The 18,543-nt window shown below is 68.9% G+C and carries 15 protein-coding genes and 1 pseudogene; 5 read left to right on the forward strand and 11 right to left on the reverse strand.

Annotation, left to right across the window (positions count from 1 at the left end; genetic code table 11):
* Window positions 1–15: 15 nt before the first annotated feature.
* From lipA to BLS74_RS16185, 7 genes and pseudogenes are all read right to left on the reverse strand, one after another.
* A pseudogene (lipA, locus tag BLS74_RS16155) lies at window positions 16–933 on the reverse strand (lipoyl synthase); the annotation flags it as partial.
* Between the two features lie 37 nt (window positions 934–970).
* Complete coding sequence (locus tag BLS74_RS16160) at window positions 971–3,253, reverse strand: NADP-dependent malic enzyme (protein WP_093107996.1); 2,283 nt, start codon at window positions 3,251–3,253, stop codon at window positions 971–973.
* 42 nt (window positions 3,254–3,295) lie between these two features.
* Window positions 3,296–4,090, reverse strand: a complete 795-nt coding sequence (locus tag BLS74_RS16165) for an alpha/beta fold hydrolase (RefSeq protein ID WP_093107997.1) — start codon at window positions 4,088–4,090, stop codon at window positions 3,296–3,298.
* Between the two features lie 11 nt (window positions 4,091–4,101).
* Complete coding sequence (gene lpdA, locus BLS74_RS16170; RefSeq protein WP_348272429.1) at window positions 4,102–5,859, reverse strand: dihydrolipoyl dehydrogenase; 1,758 nt, start codon at window positions 5,857–5,859, stop codon at window positions 4,102–4,104.
* A 22-nt stretch (window positions 5,860–5,881) separates the two neighbouring features.
* Window positions 5,882–7,477 carry a dihydrolipoyllysine-residue acetyltransferase gene (gene aceF / locus BLS74_RS16175; protein ID WP_093108001.1) on the reverse strand — a complete coding sequence of 532 codons (1,596 nt, stop codon included), beginning with the start codon at window positions 7,475–7,477 and terminating at the stop codon, window positions 5,882–5,884.
* 13 nt (window positions 7,478–7,490) lie between these two features.
* Complete coding sequence (gene aceE, locus BLS74_RS16180) at window positions 7,491–10,163, reverse strand: pyruvate dehydrogenase (acetyl-transferring), homodimeric type (protein WP_093108003.1); 2,673 nt, start codon at window positions 10,161–10,163, stop codon at window positions 7,491–7,493.
* 301 nt (window positions 10,164–10,464) lie between these two features.
* Window positions 10,465–10,665, reverse strand: coding sequence for a hypothetical protein (locus tag BLS74_RS16185; RefSeq protein ID WP_093108005.1), 201 nt, complete (start codon window positions 10,663–10,665; stop codon window positions 10,465–10,467).
* Window positions 10,666–10,861: 196 nt separating this feature from the next.
* Here BLS74_RS16185 and BLS74_RS16190 point away from each other — a divergent pair, with 196 nt between their 5' ends.
* Entirely contained in the window at window positions 10,862–11,530 is a 669-nt protein-coding gene (locus BLS74_RS16190; RefSeq protein ID WP_093108007.1) for a nitroreductase, read from the forward strand.
* 9 nt (window positions 11,531–11,539) lie between these two features.
* Here BLS74_RS16190 and BLS74_RS16195 read toward each other — a convergent pair whose 3' ends face one another.
* Window positions 11,540–12,364, reverse strand: coding sequence for a crotonase/enoyl-CoA hydratase family protein (locus BLS74_RS16195; RefSeq protein ID WP_093108009.1), 825 nt, complete (start codon window positions 12,362–12,364; stop codon window positions 11,540–11,542).
* A 97-nt stretch (window positions 12,365–12,461) separates the two neighbouring features.
* On the opposite strand from BLS74_RS16195, the gene BLS74_RS16200 reads away from it, so the two are divergent.
* Window positions 12,462–12,854 carry a DUF488 domain-containing protein gene (locus tag BLS74_RS16200; RefSeq protein WP_093108011.1) on the forward strand — a complete coding sequence of 131 codons (393 nt, stop codon included), beginning with the start codon at window positions 12,462–12,464 and terminating at the stop codon, window positions 12,852–12,854.
* Between the two features lie 95 nt (window positions 12,855–12,949).
* Here the strand turns inward: BLS74_RS16200 and BLS74_RS16205 are convergent, their stop codons facing one another.
* Window positions 12,950–13,852 carry an SDR family oxidoreductase gene (locus tag BLS74_RS16205; protein WP_093108013.1) on the reverse strand — a complete coding sequence of 301 codons (903 nt, stop codon included), beginning with the start codon at window positions 13,850–13,852 and terminating at the stop codon, window positions 12,950–12,952.
* A 103-nt stretch (window positions 13,853–13,955) separates the two neighbouring features.
* Here BLS74_RS16205 and BLS74_RS16210 point away from each other — a divergent pair, with 103 nt between their 5' ends.
* A complete protein-coding gene (locus BLS74_RS16210) occupies window positions 13,956–14,831 on the forward strand; it encodes a CoA transferase (RefSeq protein ID WP_093108015.1) in 876 nt (291 codons plus the stop codon).
* Window positions 14,832–14,837: 6 nt separating this feature from the next.
* On the opposite strand, the gene BLS74_RS16215 is transcribed toward BLS74_RS16210, so the two are convergent.
* Window positions 14,838–15,818 (reverse strand): Bug family tripartite tricarboxylate transporter substrate binding protein, encoded by a 981-nt coding sequence (locus BLS74_RS16215; RefSeq protein ID WP_093108017.1) that lies wholly within the window; start codon window positions 15,816–15,818, stop codon window positions 14,838–14,840.
* A gap of 94 nt (window positions 15,819–15,912) precedes the next feature.
* On the opposite strand from BLS74_RS16215, the gene BLS74_RS16220 reads away from it, so the two are divergent.
* On the forward strand, window positions 15,913–16,422 hold the full coding sequence (locus tag BLS74_RS16220; RefSeq protein ID WP_093108019.1) for a hypothetical protein: 510 nt from the start codon (window positions 15,913–15,915) through the stop codon (window positions 16,420–16,422).
* Complete coding sequence (locus BLS74_RS16225) at window positions 16,419–17,771, forward strand: GAF domain-containing protein (RefSeq protein ID WP_093108021.1); 1,353 nt, start codon at window positions 16,419–16,421, stop codon at window positions 17,769–17,771. The genes BLS74_RS16220 and BLS74_RS16225 overlap by 4 nt, the downstream gene beginning before the upstream one ends.
* Here BLS74_RS16225 and BLS74_RS16230 read toward each other — a convergent pair.
* Complete coding sequence (locus BLS74_RS16230) at window positions 17,768–18,484, reverse strand: hemerythrin domain-containing protein (RefSeq protein ID WP_093108023.1); 717 nt, start codon at window positions 18,482–18,484, stop codon at window positions 17,768–17,770. The genes BLS74_RS16225 and BLS74_RS16230 overlap by 4 nt on opposite strands.
* Window positions 18,485–18,543: the final 59 nt, after the last annotated feature.

The raw sequence follows: 18,543 nt of genomic DNA on the forward strand, positions 1-18,543 counted from the left end.
TGTCTCCTAGAAAATTCAGACGCCGGCGGCATGCGCCTGCCGGTCGGCGTGGTAGCTCGACCGCACGAGCGGTCCGCAGGCGGCATGGGCAAAGCCCATGGCGTGCGCCTGCTGCGCAAGGGTTTCGAATTGCGCCGGAGCGACGTAGCGCGCAACCGGCAGGTTGCCGGGGCGCGGCTGCAGGTACTGGCCGACGGTGAGCATGTCGACGCCATGGCGGCGCAGGTCGCGCATCACCTCCAGCACTTCGTCGTCGGTCTCGCCCAGGCCCAGCATCAGGCCCGACTTGGTGGGCACGCCGGGGCAGCGCGCGCGGAACGACTGGAGCAGCTGAAGCGAGTGCATGTAGTCGGCGCCGGGTCGCGCCTGGCGGTACAGGCGCGGCACGGTCTCGAGGTTGTGGTTCATCACGTCCGGCGGGTCGGCGGCGAGGATGTCGAGCGCAACCTCGGCGCGGCCGCGGAAGTCGGGCGTGAGCACCTCGATCTGCGTGCCGGGCGACTGCCTGCGCACCGCGCGGATGCAGGCGGCGAAATGCGCCGCACCGCCGTCGCGCAGGTCGTCGCGGTCGACGCTGGTGATCACCACGTACTTCAGGCGCAGCCGAGCGACCGTGTCGGCCAGGTGCTGCGCCTCCTGCGGATCGGGCGGCTGCGGACGGCCGTGGGCCACGTCGCAGAAAGGGCAGCGACGCGTGCAGAGGTCGCCCAGCACCATGAAGGTGGCGGTGCCCTTGCCGAAGCATTCGCCGATGTTCGGGCACGAGGCCTCTTCGCACACGGTGTGCAGGCTGGCCTCGCGCAGCGTGCGCTTCACCTCGCGGAAGCTCTCGCTCTGCGAGACGCGCACGCGGATCCAGTCGGGCTTGGGCAGGGCCGGGCCTGCCTCGGCCACGCGGATCGGTATCCGGCGCGTCTTGGCGGCGCCGCGCTGCGGGCCATGGAGCACGATGTCGTTCATGGCCGAGCCGTTAGGCCGCGCCGCGGTGCGAGTTGGCATCGACCACCGCCAGCGCCGTCATGTTGACGATGCGGCGCACGGTGGACGACGGCGTGAGGATGTGCACCGAGCGCGCGGCGCCCAGCAGGATGCCTCCCACCGTGATGCCGCTGCCGGCCGCCATGCGCAGCAGGTTGTAGGAGATGTTGGCCGCGTCGACGTTGGGCATGATGAGCACGTTGGCTTCGGTGTCCAGCGCCGAGTCCGGGAACTCGTGGTCGAGGATCGACTTGGACAACGCCGCGTCGCCGCGCATCTCGCCTTCCACCGCGAGCTGCGGATCGCTCGCCTTGATGAGCGCGAGCGCCTCACGCATCTTCACGGCCGAGGCCGCATCCGAGCCGCCGAAGTTCGAGTGCGACAGCAGCGCCACGCTCGGCGTCACGCCGAAGCGGCGCACCTCTTCGGCCGCGAGCAGCGTGATCTCGGCGATCTGCGCCGCATCGGGGTCGCGGTTGACGTGCGTGTCGCAGATGAAGAGCTGGCGTCCCGGCAGCATCAGCATCTGCATGGCGGCCATGGTCTTGGTGCCTGGGCGCAGGCCGATCACGTCGCGCACATGGCGCAGGTGATCGCCGTAGCCGCCCAGCGTGCCGCACAGCATGGCGTCGGCCCGGCCCTGGCGCACCAGCATCGCCGCGAGCAGCGTGCCGCGGCTGCGCATCTCGGTCTGCGCCACCAGGCGCGAGACGCCGTCGCGACGCTTGAGCTGGTAGTAGGCCTCGGCGGCGTCGCCGTGCACGGCGGGGTCGAGCAGGTCGACGGCCTCGCAGTCGGTGCCCAGCGCAAGGCGCAGGCCGTACTGCGCGATGCGCTCCGCGATCACCTCGGGGCGGCCCAGCAGCAGCGGCCGCGCCAGGCCTTCGTCCACCACCACTTGCGCGGCGCGCAGCACGCGCTCGTCCTCGCCCTCGGCGTAGACCACGCGCTTGGGCGACTGCTTGGCGGCTGCGAACAGCGGCTGCATGCTGCTGCCCGACTGGTAGACGAACTGCGACAGGCGCTGGCGGTAGGCCTTCATGTCGGCGATGGGCCGCGTCGCCACGCCGCTGTCGACCGCGGCCTGCGCCACCGCGGGCGCGACCGCCTCGATCAGGCGCGGGTCGAAGGGCTTGGGGATCAGGTAGTCGCGGCCGAAGCGCAGGCCGAGCGCGCCGTAGGCCTGCGCCACCACCTCGGGAATCTCGGCATGCGCGAGCTCCGCGATGGCGCGCACGGCGGCAAGCTTCATCTCTTCGTTGATGGTGGTCGCGCCCACGTCGAGCGCGCCGCGGAAGATGAACGGGAAACACAGCACGTTGTTGACCTGGTTCGGATAGTCCGACCGGCCGGTACCGAGGATGGCGTCGGGGCGCACGGCCAGCGCGTCTTCCGGCAGGATCTCCGGCGTCGGGTTGGCCATCGCGAGGATGATCGGATCGCGCGCCATCTCCTTCACCATCTCCGGCTTGAGCACGCCGCCGGCCGACAGGCCGAGGAAGATGTCGGCGCCGCCGATCACGTCGGCCAGCTTGCGCGCCGCGGTGTCCTGCGCGTAGCGGGCCTTGTTGGGGTCCATCTGCTCCTTGCGGCCGGTGTAGACCACGCCCGCGCTGTCCGACACGTAGATGTTGTGCAGCGGCAGGCCGAGGCTCACGATCAGGTCGAGGCAGGCCAGTGCCGCCGCGCCGGCGCCCGAGGCCACCAGCTTCACCTCGCGGATGTCCTTGTTCACATGGCGCAGCGCATTGAGGATGGCGGCGGCCGCGACGATGGCGGTGCCGTGCTGGTCGTCGTGGAAAACCGGGATCTTCATGCGCTCGCGCAGCTTCTTCTCGATGTAGAAGCACTCGGGCGCCTTGATGTCTTCGAGGTTGATGCCGCCGAAGGTAGGCTCCATGCGCGCGATGGTGTCGATGAGCGCGTCGGGGTCGGTCTCGTCGAGCTCGATGTCGAAGACGTCGATGCCGGCGAACTTCTTGAAGAGGCAGGCCTTGCCTTCCATCACCGGCTTGCCGGCCAGCGCGCCGATGTTGCCGAGTCCCAGCACCGCCGTGCCGTTGGTGATGACCGCCACCAGGTTCGCGCGCGAGGTGAGATTCATGGCCTCGGCCGGATCGCGCGCGATTTCCATGCAGGCGTCGGCCACGCCGGGCGAATAGGCGAGCGCGAGATCGCGCTGCGTGGCCATCGGCTTGGTCGGGTTCACCGAGATCTTGCCGGGCGTCGGAAAGCGGTGGTAGTCGAGGGCAGCTTCGCGCAGGTTGTCGGACATGGTTTTGTCTCCGTGTGTCTGTCTGTACTGAGGGTGTCGGGATCAGCGCGGGGCGAGCGCGCAGGCGTCGCCCAGCCAGCCGTGCAAGCCGCACAACAGCGCTTCCGGTTGATCCGCGTGCACCCAGTGGCCGGCCTCGGTGATGTGCTCCAGCTGCGCGCAGGGGAACATCGCCTGGATGCGTGGAAGCGAATCGGGTCGCACGTAGTCGGACTCCGCCGCCGCGAAGAACAGGGCCGGCCCGTCGTAGCGTTCGCGCAGCAACTGTTCCGGGAACCCGCAAAGGTCCGGCATGCACAAGGCCGTCGCCATCAGATTGAGCCGCCAGTCGAAACGCTCGGTCTGGCGCCGCAGGTTCTGCATCATGAAGTCCACAGGTGCGGTGCCGCCCAGACCGTCCAGCAGCGCCTGGCTGATGCGCCGGCGGCTTGCCGCGGCAGCGGTGTCCAGGCCTCGCATGGCGGACACATGCGAGGCGAACTGGTCGGCATAGCACTCGGGCGCGATATCGATCACCGCGACCCCGCCAATGGTCTTTGGGTGGCCGAGCGCCAGGGCCATGGCGGTCTTGCCGCCCATGCTGTGGCCGACGACGAACGGCCGCTCCAGCTGCTCTCTTTCGATGAGAGCCAGCACGTCGAGCGCCATGTCGGTGTACGACATGGTCTCGGCCCACGGCGAAGCACCGTGGTTGCGGGCATCCGGCAGGTAGACGCGGTAGCCGGCGGCCAGCGACTGGGCGATCTGCGTCCAGTTGCGGCCGGCGCCGAACAGGCCGTGCAGGATCACCATGGGAGGCCCCGATCCGAGTGCCTCGAAGGCAAGTTGAACTGGCATGGCAGCGCGTCCTACTTCTTCTTCACCGGCGGCAGATCGGTGCAGACGCCCTCGAACAGCTCAGCCGCCATGCCGATGGATTCGCCCAGTGTCGGATGCGGATGGATGGTCTTGCCGATGTCGCCGGGCTCGCAGCCCATCTCGATGGCCAGGCACAGCTCGCTGATCAGGTCGCCCGCATGCGTGCCGACGATGCCGCCGCCGACGATGCGGTGCGTGGCCTCGTCGAAGATCAGCTTGGTGAAGCCTTCGTCGCGCCCGTTGGCGATGGCGCGGCCCGACGCCGCCCAGGGGAACACGGCCTTGGCGACCTTCAGGCCCTCGGCCTTGCACTGCTCCTCGGTCTTGCCGGCCCAGGCCACCTCGGGGTCGGTGAAGGCCACCGAGGGGATCTGCCGCGCATCGAAGAACGCCGCTTCGCCGTGCGCCGCCTCGGCCGCCACGTGGGCCTCGTGCACGGCCTTGTGCGCGAGCATGGGCTGGCCGACGATGTCGCCGATGGCGAAGATGTGCGGCACGTTGGTGCGCATCTGTTTGTCGACGTCGATGAAGCCGCGCTCGGTGACGGCCACGCCGGCCTTGTCGGCGCCGATCTTCTTGCCGTTGGGACTGCGGCCCACGGCCACGAGCACGAGGTCGTAGACCTGGGCCTCCTTCGGCGCCTTCTCGCCTTCGAAGCTCACCTCGATGCCAGCCTTGGTGGCCTTGGCGCCGACGGTCTTCGTCTTGAGCATGACGTGGTCGAAGCGCGGCGCGTTGAACTTTTCCCACACCTTGACGAGGTCGCGGTCGGCGCCCTGCATCAGGCCGTCGAGCATTTCGACCACGTCGACGCGCGTGCCCAGCGTCGAGTACACCGTGGCCATCTCGAGCCCGATGATGCCGCCGCCGACCACCAGCATGCGCTTCGGAATGCTCTTGAGCAGCAGCGCGCCGGTGGAGTCGACGACGCGTTCGTCCTCGGGCATGAAAGGCAGCTCCACGGCCTGCGAGCCCGCGGCGATGATGGCCTTGGCGAACTTCACCACCTTCTTCGCGCCGCCCTCGCCCAACACTTCGACATGGTACGGATCGAGGAAGCTGCCGACACCGGTGACGACCTCGACCTTGCGTGCCTTCGCCATGCCGGCCAGGCCGCCAGTGAGCTTCTTGACGACGCCGTCCTTGAAGCCGCGCAGCGCGTCGATGTCGACCTCGGGCGCGGTGTACTTGATGCCGTGGTGGCCCAGCAGCTTGACCTCGTCCATCACGCTTGCGGTATGCAGCAGCGCCTTCGACGGGATGCAGCCGACATTGAGGCACACGCCGCCGAGCGTGGCGTAGCGCTCCACGAGCACCGTCTTCATGCCGAGGTCGGCGCTGCGGAAGGCGGCCGAGTAGCCGCCGGGGCCGGCGCCGAGCACGAGCACCTCGCACTCGATGTCGGCCTTGCCGGCGTAGCTGCCGGCCGTGGGCGCCGGCACGGACGCGGGTGCGGCTGCGGGTTCGCTCCCTCTCCCGCTTGCGGGAGAGGGTTGAGGTGAGGGTGAGGCCGCCGCCGCCGTCTCGATCACCAGGATCACCGAGCCTTCGCTCACCTTGTCGCCGAGCGCGACCTTCAGCTCCCTGACGGTGCCCGCATGGCTCGACGGAATCTCCATCGAGGCCTTGTCGGACTCCACCATGATCAGGCCGGTATCGACCGCGATGACCTCACCGGGCTTGACCAGCAGCTCGATGACCGCGACATCCTTGAATTCGCCGATGTCGGGGACCTTGACTTCCACCATGTGTGCCATTTGGGAGCTTCCTTCAGAACAGCACGCGCCGCAGGTCGGCGAGCACGTTGGCGAAATAGACGTTGAAGCGCGCGGCGGCGGCGCCGTCGATCACGCGGTGGTCCCACGACAGCGAAAGCGGCAGCGTGAGGCGCGAGGTGTAGGTCTTGCCGTCGGAAGAGTGCTGCTTCCAGTAGCTCTTGCACACGCCCATGATGGCGACCTCGGGCGCGTTGATGATCGGCGTGAAGTAGATGCCGCCGATGCCGCCGAGCGAGCTGATGGTGAAGGTGCCGCCCGACATCTGATCGGGCTTGAGCTTGCCGTCGCGCGCGAGCTTGGCGAGCTCGCCCATCTCTTTCGCGATCTCGGGCACGGTCTTCCTGTCGGCATCGCGGATCACCGGCACCATGAGGCCGTTGGGCGTGTCGGCCGCGAAGCCGATGTGCCAGTAGTTCTTGAGCACCAGCGCATCGCCGTCGAGGCTGGCGTTGAACTCCGGGAACTTCTTCAGCGCCGCCACGGCCGCTTTCATCATGAAGGGCAGCATGCTGATCTTCACGCCCGACTTTTCCAGCTCCTTGTTCATCTGCACGCGGAAGGGTTCGAGCTCGGTGATGTCGGCCTCGTCGTGCGTCGTCACGTGAGGAATGACGACCCAGTTGCGGTGCAGGTTCGCTGCGCTGATCTTCTTGATGCGTGACAGTTCCTTGCGCTCGGTCGGTCCGAACTTGGCGAAGTCGACCTTGGGCCAGGGCAGCAGGTCGATGCCGCCGACGCCACCGCCCGCAGGGGCTGCAGCGGCCTTGCCAGCGGCCGGCGCGGCAGTTGCACCGCCACCCTTCGCGAAGGCCTCCACGTCGGCGCGCACGATGCGGCCGTGCTCGCCGGTGCCCTTGAGCTTTCCGAGATCGACACCGAGTTCGCGCGCGAGCTTGCGCACGGCGGGGCCGGCGTAGGCGAGTGCGAAGGCAGCTTCGTCGATGGCGCCGCCGGCGGCTGCAGCGGCCTGCGCCGGTGCGGGCGCGGCAGATGCTGCCGGCGCCGGTGCAGCGGCGCTCGCCGCAGGCGCATCGCCGGTCGCGAGCGACAGGATCACCGAGCCCTCGCTGACCTTGTCGCCGATCTTGATGCCGATGGCCGTCACCACGCCCGAGAGCGGCGCGGGCACGTCCATCGTGGCCTTGTCGGATTCGAGCGAGACGAGCGGGTCCTCGGCCTTCACCGTGTCGCCGACCTTCACGAAGATCTCGATGACGGGCACGTCCTTGAAGTCGCCGATGTCCGGCACGCGCACCTCGGCCACGCCGGCCGGCGCGCTGGTGGCCGACGGCGCCGCACTGACGCTGGGCTTGGCGGCTTCGGCGGGAGCGGGCGCAGCCGCGCCACCCTCGGCCTTGAACGTCATGATGACGCTGCCCTCGCTGACCTTATCGCCCAGCTTCACGGCAATGGACTCGACCACGCCGCCGCGCGGGGCGGGCACATCCATCGTGGCCTTGTCGGATTCGAGCGAAACCAGCGGGTCCTCGGCCTTCACCGTGTCGCCGGGCTTCACGAAGATCTCGATGACGGGCACGTCGCTGAAGTCACCGATGTCGGGAACCTTGATGTCGATTGCGTTGCTCATGTTCTGCCTTGCCTCAGACGGTCCAGGGGGCGGCGCGCTCGGCTTGGAGCCCGTATTTCTCGATGGCCTCGGCCACCACGGCGTGCTTGATCACGCCGTCGTCGGCCAGTGCCTTGAGCGCGGCCACCACCACGTGCCAGCGGTCGACCTCGAAGAAGCGGCGCAGCTTGCGGCGGTAGTCGCTGCGGCCGAAGCCGTCGGTGCCCAGCACGGTGTAGCGCCGGCCCGCGGCCTGCACGTACTCGCGCACCTGGTCGGCGTAGTTGCGCATGTAGTCGGTGGCCGCGATGACGGGGCCGTCGTGGCCGTCGAGGCATTGCTCGACATGGCTCCGGCGCGCGGGCTGCGTGGGGTGCAGCCGGCTCCAGCGTTCGGCGGCCATGCCGTCGCGGCGCAGCTCGTTGTAGCTGGTGGCGCTCCACACGTCGGCCGCGATGCCGAAGTCGCTCTTGAGCAGCTCGGCCGCGAACATCACCTCGCGCAGGATGGTGCCGCTGCCCATCAGCTGCACGCGGTGGCCTTTCTTCGGCGTCTTGCCGCCCTCGCTCAACTGGTAGAGGCCCTTGAGAATGCCCGCCTCGCTGCCCTCGGGCATGCCGGGGTGCGGGTAGTTCTCGTTCATGAGGGTGATGTAGTAGTACACGTCCTCCTGCTCGGCGTACATCCGCCGCATGCCGTCGCGCACGATGGCCACCACCTCGTAGGCAAAGGTCGGGTCGTAGGAGACGCAGTTCGGGATCGTGCCGGCCAGGATGTGGCTGTGGCCGTCCTCGTGCTGCAGGCCTTCTCCGTTGAGCGTGGTGCGCCCCGCGGTGCCGCCGAGCAGGAAGCCGCGCGCACGCATGTCGCCGGCCAGCCAGGCCAGGTCGCCCACGCGCTGCAGGCCGAACATCGAGTAGTAGATGTAGAACGGAATCATCGGCACGTTGTTCGTGCTGTACGAGGTGGCCGCGACGATCCAGCTGGACATCGCGCCGCCCTCGTTGATGCCTTCCTGCAGCACCTGCCCGTCCTTCGACTCGCGGTAGTACATGAGCTGGTCGGCGTCCTGCGGCTTGTAGAGCTGGCCGAGCGAGGACCAGATGCCGAGCTGGCGGAACATGCCCTCCATGCCGAAGGTGCGCGACTCGTCGGGCACGATGGGCACCACGTGCTTGCCGATCGCCTTGTCGCGCACCAGTGTGCCGAGCATCTGCACGAAGGCCATGGTGGTGGAGATCTCGCGCTCGCCGGTGTCCTTGAGCAGGCGCTCGAAGGTGGCCAGCGGCGGAATCTCGAGCGCGGTCGACTTGCGGCGGCGCTGCGGCAGGTAGCCGCCGAGCGCGGCGCGGCGCTCCCGCAGGTACTTCATCTCGGGGCTGTCCTCGGCGAGCCGGATGAAGGGCACGTTGGGCAGCTCTTCATCGGACACCGGGATCTGGAAGCGGTCGCGGAAGCCGCGCAGTGCGTCCTGCGTCATCTTCTTGGCCTGGTGCGCGATCATCTGGCCCTCGCCCGATTCGCCCATGCCGTAGCCCTTCACCGTCTTGGGCAGGATCAGCGTGGGCTGGCCCTTGTGCTTGACGGCGGCGGCATAGGCGGCGAACACCTTCTCCGGGTCGTGGCCGCCGCGGGTCAGCGCCCAGATCTGCTCGTCGCTCATGTCGGCGACCAGGGCCTTCGTCTCGTCGTACTTGCCGAAGAAATGCTCGCGCACATAGGCGCCGCTCTTGCTCTTGAAGTCCTGGTACTCGCCGTCGACGCACTCTTCCATGCGCTGCAGCAGCTTGCCGCTCTTGTCCTTGGCGAGCAGCGCGTCCCAGCCGCTGCCCCAGAGCACCTTGATGACGTTCCAGCCGGCGCCGCGGAACACGCTCTCGAGCTCCTGCACGATCTTGCCGTTGCCGCGCACCGGCCCGTCGAGGCGCTGCAGGTTGCAGTTGATGACGAACACGAGGTTGTCCAGGCTCTCGCGGCCCGCGAGCGAGATGGCGCCGAGCGATTCGGGCTCGTCCATCTCGCCGTCGCCCATGAAGGCCCAGACCTTGCGCGGCGCGGTGTCGGCGAGGCCGCGGCCGTGCAGGTACTTGAGGAAGCGCGCCTGGTAGATCGCCATCAGCGGGCCGAGGCCCATCGAGACGGTGGGGAACTGCCAGAAGTCGGGCATGAGCCAGGGGTGCGGGTACGACGGGATGCCGCCACCATCGGCCTCCTGGCGGTAGTTGAGCAGCTGCTGCTCGCTCAGGCGGCCTTCGAGGAAAGCGCGCGCGTAGATGCCGGGCGAGCTGTGGCCCTGGATGAAGAGCAGGTCGCCGCCATGCGTGTCGGTGGCGGCATGCCAGAAATGGCCGAAGCCAATGTCGTAGAGCGTGGCCGCCGACTGGAAGCTCGCGATGTGGCCGCCGAGTTCGGACGAGTCCTTGTTGGCGCGCAGGATGATCGCCATCGCGTTCCAGCGGATGATGGAGCGCAGGCGGTGTTCGATCTCGCGGTTGCCGGGAGACTTTTCCTCCTTCTCGGGCGGGATCGTGTTCTTGTAGGCCGTGTTCAGCGAACGGGGCACGTACACGCCGTCGCGGCGGCCCTCGTCGACGAGGCGATTCAACAGAAAATTCGCGCGCTCGCTGCCGCGGTGTTGTTGAACCGCGCCAAGCGCGTCGATCCACTCGCCAGTTTCCGTGGGGTCAAGGTCACCCATGGTGCTCATCGGTTTGTCTCCTGTGTCATGGCCAGGATCCGCATCGGGCGACGCGGTCGGCCTTGGTACAGAGCAATCGATGTGCCACGCGGCGCGCGGCGCGCAAAGCACGCTAAGTCGTTGATTTCATGAGGGATGAGCTGAGGATGGGGCGAGTGCTCCGCCGATGATCCGGATGCGGAGCGAAGAGGCCGTCCGAATCACCGGACCGGTGATCCGGGCAAACCCTGGGGTCACTCAGGCGTGCGAGACGGAGACCGCCGTGCTCCATCACGCCGCGGTCAGCATGCGGATCAGGGCGACTTGGCGGCTAGCGCCGCGGAAAGCGCTTGATCATGCTGTGTCCCAGCGAGGTGATGGCGATGACAGTGGCCGGCGGCTGGTTGTAGCCGTCCAAGGTCCGCACGGGTTTGGGGATGGACGCCTTGACGTGACCCGCGAGGCTCAGCACGCGCACGGCATCGACGTCCGAACCGTGGTTGACGGCGACCGGCAGATCGTGTTCTGCCAAACGATGAAGCAGGATGATAGGCACCCAGCGAGTATGCCGGCTCGCGGCGTCAGGTCTGCGCCAGACTTGTAGGCGAACAGCAGGCAACGCGCGTCGATGCCTGACTGCCGGCCCGCCGCGAAGGCCGGTAGGCGCCGGCAAGCGCTGACGACGCGGAGCGTATAGGCTTGGCCCATTTTTTCTGCGGGCCGATCCCATGCACGTTCAAGAAGCTGTTGCGAGCCGCCATTCCATCCGGGCTTTTCTGTCGACGCCGGTCGACGGCGAGACGATCCGCCGCGTGCTGACGGCCGCCGCTCGCGCGCCTTCCGGCGGCAACTTGCAGCCTTGGCACATCGACGTGCTCGCGGGGGACGCGCTGGCCGAACTCAGGCAGCGCATGCAGGCGCGGCTCGCTGCCGGCGAAACGGAGCCCGCCGCTTACGACATCTATCCCAGAGAGCTGCGCTCGCCCTGGCGCGAGCGGCGCTTCCAGGTCGGCGAGGCGATGTACGCGCGCCTCGGCATTCCGCGCGAGGACAAGGCGGCGCGGCGACGCTGGTTCGCCAACAACTACGGATTCTTCGGCGCGCCGCTCGCGCTGTTCTGCTCGGTCGATCGCTCGATGGGGCCGCCGCAATGGTCGGACCTCGGCATGTACCTGCAAACCGTCATGCTGCTGCTGCGCGGCGAAGGCCTCGACAGCTGTCCCCAGGAGTGCTGGGCGGTCTATCCGGACACGGTGGGCAGCGTGCTGCGACTGCCGCCCGAACGCATGCTGTTCTGCGGCATGTCCATCGGCCACCGCGATCCCGGGCATCCGGTGAACGCGCTTGTCAGCGACCGGGCGCCCGCCGACGAGTGGCTGCGCTTCCACGGCTTCTGACGAAAGCGTTCAGGGTTCCGGCACAAAACGCGGCGCGCGCCGCTCGATGTTGGCACGCACGGCCTCGATCTGGTTGGCGCTGCCGACCAGCGCCTTCTGCTCGACCGATTCGGCCAGCAGCAGGTCGGCGGCGCTGTGCGCCATTGCCGCGTTCAGGAGCCGCTTGCCGGCGCGGATCGCATCGGGACTCTTCTGCGCGATCTCGTGCGCCATCTGCAAGGCATCGGCCAGCGGATCGGCCGACACCCTCGTCGCGAAGCCGAGCGCCACCGCCTCCTCGCCCGAGAAGATGCGGCCGGTGAAGGTGAGCTCGCGCACCACGTCGGCCCGCGCCAGCTCGCGCATCAGCACCATGCCGCCCATGTCGGGCACCAGGCCCCACTTGATCTCCATCACGGACAGCTTGGTGTCGGGCGCGACGAGCCGCACATCGGCACCCAGCGCGACCTGAAGGCCGCCGCCGAAGGCCACGCCGTGCACCGCGGCGATCACCGGCACCGGCACTTCGCGCCAGACCATCGCCACCTGCTGCGCGGCGTTGGCGATGCCGTGCGTGCGCGCGAGCAGGTCCGCAGCGGCGCCTGACCCGATGACACCGCTCGCGCCGCCCTGCCCCATGCGCTCGAAGGACTGCATGTCGAGCCCGGCGCAGAAGGCCTTGCCGCGGCCTGCAAGGACCACCGCGCGCACGCGCGTGTCATCGCTAAGCCGCGTGCCGGCATCGATCAGCGCATCGAACATCGCGGGGTCCAGTGCGTTCATCTTGTCGGCGCGCGAGAGCTGGAGTTCGACCACGCCATCGGCGTGGCGGATCGATTCGATGCGGTCGTTCATTGGATGTCTCCGGGTTGGATCGATGCAAGTATCGGCGCCCGGCGATGATGGCGCCTGTCGCGCAGCCAACAGTACAGTCCATCCAGGAGGAATGCCCATGGCCATCCGCATTGTTCGCCTCGGCTCCGAACGCGCACCCGGCGAGGGCCTGCGCATCGGCACCGTGCGCCGCCCGCCGCGCGGCGTGCCGAAGACCGAGTTCGCCTCGCAGAACTGGTACGACGTCTGGTACCCGAATCTCGCGCCCTCGGTCGAGACCATGAAGATGGCTCAGGCCGCCGAAACCCCGGCGCAATGGACTGCCTTCGGCCGCAAGTTCAAGAGCGAGATGGCCGAGGCCGACGCCAGCCGCAGCCTCGACCTGCTGGCGGCACTGTCGCACCAGAGCGCGTTCTCGATCGGCTGCTATTGCGAAGACGAAGCGCATTGCCACCGCTCATTCTTGCGCGAGTTGCTGGCCGAACGCGGGGCCGACATCGCCAAGGACTGATCCGGCCGCCGCCGGGCCGCCCCAAGGCGGCCGGGCCTCCCCCTCGGGGGGTGGAGTTACACGCGGCGAAGCGGAGTGAAAAGCCGGGGGGGGCCTTATCTTTGCGCCTTGTCCTTCTGGTTCTGTGCCTCGATGCGCTCGCGCGCCTCCTGCCAGTCGGCATCGCTCCACTGCCGCAGCTCGTAGAAGTTGCCGCCGGTCGCCAGCGCGTTGCCGCCGTCCATCATGATGCTCTGGCCGGTGAGCCAGTCGCACTGGCCCGGCGCCATCAGGAAGGCCGCGAGGTTCTGCAGCTCGCTCATCTTCCCGGTGCGCGCCATCGGGTTGTTGGCCTTGCTGCGCGCGCCGGGCTCCTCGCCCGGGTTCAGGCGCTTGCTCATGCCCTCGGTGGGGATCTCGCCCGGTCCGACGGCATTGAGCCGGATGCCGTGGCGCGCCCATTCGATCGCGAGCGACTTGGTCATCACCTCCACGCCGGCCTTGCTCATCGCCGAAGGCACGACATAGGGGCTGCCGTTGTCGACCCAGGTCACGATGATGCTCATGACGCTGCGGTACGGGTCGCCCGCCTTCCACTGCCCCGCCTTGGCCTCGGCGATCCAGCGCTTGCCCACCGCCTGCGTGACGTAGAAGCTGCCATGGAAGACGATGTTGGCCACCGCGTCGAAGGCGCGCGGCGACAGGCTCTCGGTCGGCGCGACAAAGTTGCCGGCCGCGTTGTTGATGAGCCCGGTCAGCCCGCCAGATTGCCAGAGGGCTTCGACCATCTCTTCCACGCTCTGCGCGTTGCGAATGTCGACGCCGAAGGCATCGATGCGCCGCCCCGGAAACTGGGTGCGCCATTCGGCCGCCGTCTCCTCGACCACCGCCTGACGCCGGCCGCAGATCGCAACGTCGGCGCCCAGGCCCAGGAAGCGCTCGGCCATCGCCCGGCCGAGGCCGGTGCCGCCGCCGGTCACGAGAATGCGCCGGCCGGCCATGAGATCGGATTGGTACATGTGGGTCTCCTTGTCTTGGGTTTGAGGGCTGTGCAAGCCGCATCGTAGAGCGGCCGGCCCGAGCCGGTAAGCTCCCAAGGTGACACCGCCGAGGACACCCAGCATGCCGACTTCCCCTGCCCCCGCCTTCGCACCGCTCGCCGGCGTGCGCGTGCTGAGCCTCGCGCTCAACCTCCCGGGCCCCGCCGCGCTGCTGCGCTGCCGTGCCATGGGCGCGAGCTGCGTGAAGTTCGAGCCGCCGACGGGCGACCCGATGGGCCACTACAACAAGGCCGCCTACGCCGCGCTGCACGAGGGCGTCGACGTCCGGACTGCCGACCTCAAGACGGAGGCCGGCCAGGAAGAACTGCATCGCACGCTCGAAGAAACCGATGTGCTGCTGACTTCGTTTCGACCTTCGGCCCTCGACAAGCTGGGCCTGGGCTGGGCGGCGCTGCATGCGCGCCATCCGGCGCTCTCGCAGGTGGCGATCGTCGGCGCACCCGGCGCGCGCGCCGAGGAGCCGGGCCACGACCTCACCTACCTGGCCGAAAGCGGCCTCGTCACCGGCACCGAGCTGCCGCCCACGCTCTATGCTGACATGGGCGGTGCCGTGCTCGCGAGCGAGGCGGTGCTGAAGGCCCTCCTCCATGCCCGTGCCGCGCCGGGGACGGGCGCGTACCTCGAAGTCGCGCTCAATGCCGCGGCCGACTGGCTCGCACTGCCGCGCACCTGGGGCCTGACCCGGCCCACCGGCGCGGTCGGCGGCGCGCATGCGGGCTACCGCGTCTACCCCTGCGCCGATGGGCGCGTGGCGGTGGCTGCGCTGGAGCCGCATTTCGCCGCGCGCCTGTGCGAAGCCGCCGGCGTGGCCTCGCGCGACATGCTGGCGCCAGGCACCCGCGAAGCGCTCGCGGCCTGGCTGCGCACGCGAACGCGCGCCGAGCTGGAGGCGATGGCGGACGAGCGCGACGTGCCACTGCTCACGCTGGCCGACTGAACCAACTCAAAGCTTGATGCCCGCGCCTTTCACCGTCGGGCCGAGCACGCCCACCTGCTCCCTCACGAAGCTCTCGAAGCGCGCCGTGCTCTCGGGCTTGCCGACGATGCCCAGCTCGACGAGCTTCTTCTGCACCTCGGGCATCACCAGCACCTCGTTGCAGGCGGTGTTGAGCCTGGCAACCATGTCCACGGGCAGCTTCGCCGGCCCGCTGAGCCCGAAGAAGTTCTCGAGCACCAGCTTGGGCTGGCCGAGTTCCACCACCGTCGGCACCTCGGGCATGAGCGGCGAGCGCGCACTGCCGGTCACTGCCAGCGGCACCAGCTGGCCGCTCTTGAAGAAGGGCACGTAGGCGGTGATGACGTCGATGCCGACCGGGATCACGTTGGCGATCAGGTCGGTGGTCATCGGCGCGCCGCCGCGGTAGGGCACGTGCACCAGGTTGGCGCCAGTCGTCTTGCGGATCAGCTCGCCGTGGATATGGCCGATCGATCCGGGACCGCCCGAGCCGAAATCCAGCCGCCCTTCCTTGCGCGCTCGCGCGTCGAGCTCGGCATAGCTCGCGATGCCCGAGGGCTTGCTCGCCATGATCGCCAGCGGCGCCGAGCCCAGGTAGGCGACGTGCGTGAAGGCCTGCAGCGGATCGTAGGGCTGCTTCTCCAGCGTGAAGGGTCCGAGCGCGATCGGCGTCGTGTTCGAGAGCATGAAGGTGTAGCCGTCGGCCGGCGCCGCGGCCACCAGCGCGCCGCCGATGGTGCCGCCGGCGCCGGGCTTGTTGTCCACCACGACGGGCTGGCCCAGCTTCTTGCCGAGCTGCTCGGCCATGACGCGCGCCAGGATGTCGCTCGACCCGCCGGGCGGGAAGGTCACGATGATCTTGATCGGCTTGTCGGGCCACTGGGCAAGGGCCGGCAGCGCCAGTGAGGCGGCGCCGGCGGCCAGCAGTTGAAGCGCGCCGCGGCGCGTGGAGCGGGTGGTGAGGGTCATGGCGCTTCCAAGCAAAAGCGATGCCCGCGCGCAAATCATGCGGCGAAGCGCCACTTTGAACCACAATGCCCCTCTTCCCGCTCCAGCTCCTTTCATGACCGCCGCCCCTCCACCGCTGCTGCTGAGCCCCGATCGCATCGCGATGATCGGCAAGGGCGTGTCCGCCATCGTGGCTTCGCGCGACGCTGCGCTTCGCCCGAGCCTGATGCGCGCCGTCGGCACCGGCATCTCGGCCGAGGGCTCGGAGATCACCGTGTACCTCGCGCGCACCCAATCGCGCCAGCTGCTGCAGGACCTGGCTGCCACCGGCCATGTGGCCGTGGTGTTCAGCGAGCCGCTGAGTCACCGCACCGTGCAAGTCAAGGCCAAGGCGGTGCGGCTTCGCGCTGCCGACGACAGCGACCTGCCGGCGCTGCGCCGCTACCTGGCCTCGATGGAACACGAAGTGGGCTGCGTGGGCTACGGCGCCGTCTTCGTGCGCGCGATGCTCGCCTGCGAACTCGGCGACGTGGTCGCCGTGAGTTTCTGCCCCACCGAGGCCTTCGACCAGACGCCCGGCCCGCGCGCAGGCAGCGCCCTGCCCGCTTCGTCCGCCGCGCCATGACCGCAGGCATCGCGCCCTCGCTGCCCGCAATCCGCGCCTGCTTCGAGGGCGCGATCCCGGCCATGATGGCGACCTGCGCCGAGGACGGCACCCCCAACGTGGCCTATATCTCGCAGGTCTACTACGTGGACGAGCGCCATGTCGCGCTGTCCTTCCAGTTCTTCAACAAGACGCGCCGGAACATCCTGGCCAATCCGCACGGCAGCGTGCTGGTGATGGATCCGGTCACGGCCGGCTTCTACCGACTGCAGATGCGCTACCTGCGCACCGAAACCGGGGGTCCGCTGTTCGAGGGCATGAAGGCGCAGCTCGCGGGCATCGCCTCGCACTCGGGCATGGCCGGTGTGTTCCGGCTGCTCGGTTCCGACATCTACGAGGTCGAGGCCGTCGAGCGCCTGGAAGGCGAATGCCTGCCGGCAGCGCCGCGCCCGGGCCTGCTCGCCGGCGTGCGGCGCGCGGCCGAAGGCCTGGCCGCCTGCAGCGCGACCGACGAGCTGCTGCAGGCCGCGCTGGCCGCGCTCAACGACCACCTGGACATCCGGCACGCGATGGTGCTGATGCACGACGCGGCGACGCAGCGCCTCTATGCCGTGGCGAGCTGCGGCTACGCGACCTCCGGCGTCGGCTCCGAGATCGAGATGGGCCATGGCGTCATCGGCGTGGCCGCGCGCGAACGCACGCCGGTGCGCATCGGCCATATGACGAACGCGGCCGCCTACAGCCACGCCGTGCGCAGCAGCATGCGCGAGAGCGAACCCGGCCTCGCGCTCGACACCGAGATCCCCTTCCCGGGCCTGGCCGAGCCGCACAGCCAGCTGGCCGTGCCAATCCTCTCGACCGGCCGGCTGCTCGGCGTGCTGTTCGTCGAGAGCCCGCTCGACATGCGCTTCGGCTTCGAGGACGAGGATGCGCTGGTCGCCATCGCGGGCCACCTCGGCGCGGCGCTCGATCTGCTACACACCGTGGCCGAGCCCGCGGCGCCCGAGGAGCCCGTGGCGGCGGCTGCGCCCTCGGCCAGCGGCCCGCCCTTCCCGGTGCGGCACTACCTCGCCAACAACAGCGTCTTCGTCGGCGAGCGCTACCTAATCAAAGGCGTGGCCGGAGCCATCCTCGGCAAGCTGCTGCGCGAGCACGCGCAGCAGGGCCGCTCGGAGTTCACCAACCGCGAGTTGCGGCTCGACCCGGCCATCCGGCTGCCCGACCTTTCGGACAACCTCGAGGCGCGCCTGGTACTGCTGCAGCGCCGCCTGGTCGAGAACTGCCCGCACATCCGCATCGAGAAGACCGGGCGCGGCCGCTTTCGCCTGCGCGTGGACCGGCCGGTCGCGCTCGAAGAGATCCCTGCTTAGGCGGCAGGCAGGCCCAGGCTCGCGCCGAGCTTGGCCCATTCGCGTTCGCTCAGGTGCGGGCGCACCACGTCGAGTGCAGCCGCGAAGGCCGGCGCCGGCGCATGCGCGCGCATGTCGGCCAGCATGGCGGCACGCTCGGCGGGGTTCATGAAAGGCACCAGCCAGCGCAGCACGAACATCATCTCTTCGGGCGGGATCGATGCGACCAGCGCGTTGTGGATCTCGATCAGCTCGGCATCGGTGTAGCGCGCCCACAGCACCGCGTTGTGCGCCGTTTCCTCCACGTGCATGTGCTCGAAGTTGTGGGCGACGAAGAGCGAGAGCGCCCGGTACAGCGCGAGCGCGCCGGCCGCCCGGTTCGCCGCGCTGTCTTGCAGCAGCGCGGCGGTCTGGTTCGCGAGCACCGCGATCTCTTCCTCGTGCTGGGCATGCTCGTGGGCGATCTGGCCGCTGGCGCCGGGTGCGCGAGCCTCCATGGCAGCATGCACGAACTCGTTCTCGTGCCGCAGGTGCGAGCGGCAGAAGTCGAGCAGCTGCATCACGCGCTGCGCAACCTGCGCCAGTTCGAGTGCATCGTCGCTGTCCATCCGCCCGACGGCCAGCAGGGTGTCGGCCATCAGCGCGCGCAGCGCCTTGTGGATGCCGGCGTAGAGGTCGACGCGGGGCATGGCCGCCTGGGCGACGTTGCGCATCTCGCGCTGATCGATGTTCATGGGGTGTCCTTCTTTTCGGTGAGCGGCCGGTGCACCATGCACCGGCCTGCTGGAAAAGA

Origin of the sequence: Variovorax sp. CF079 (genome assembly GCF_900101545.1) — a bacterium.
Taxonomy (GTDB): Bacteria; Pseudomonadota; Gammaproteobacteria; order Burkholderiales; family Burkholderiaceae_C; genus Variovorax.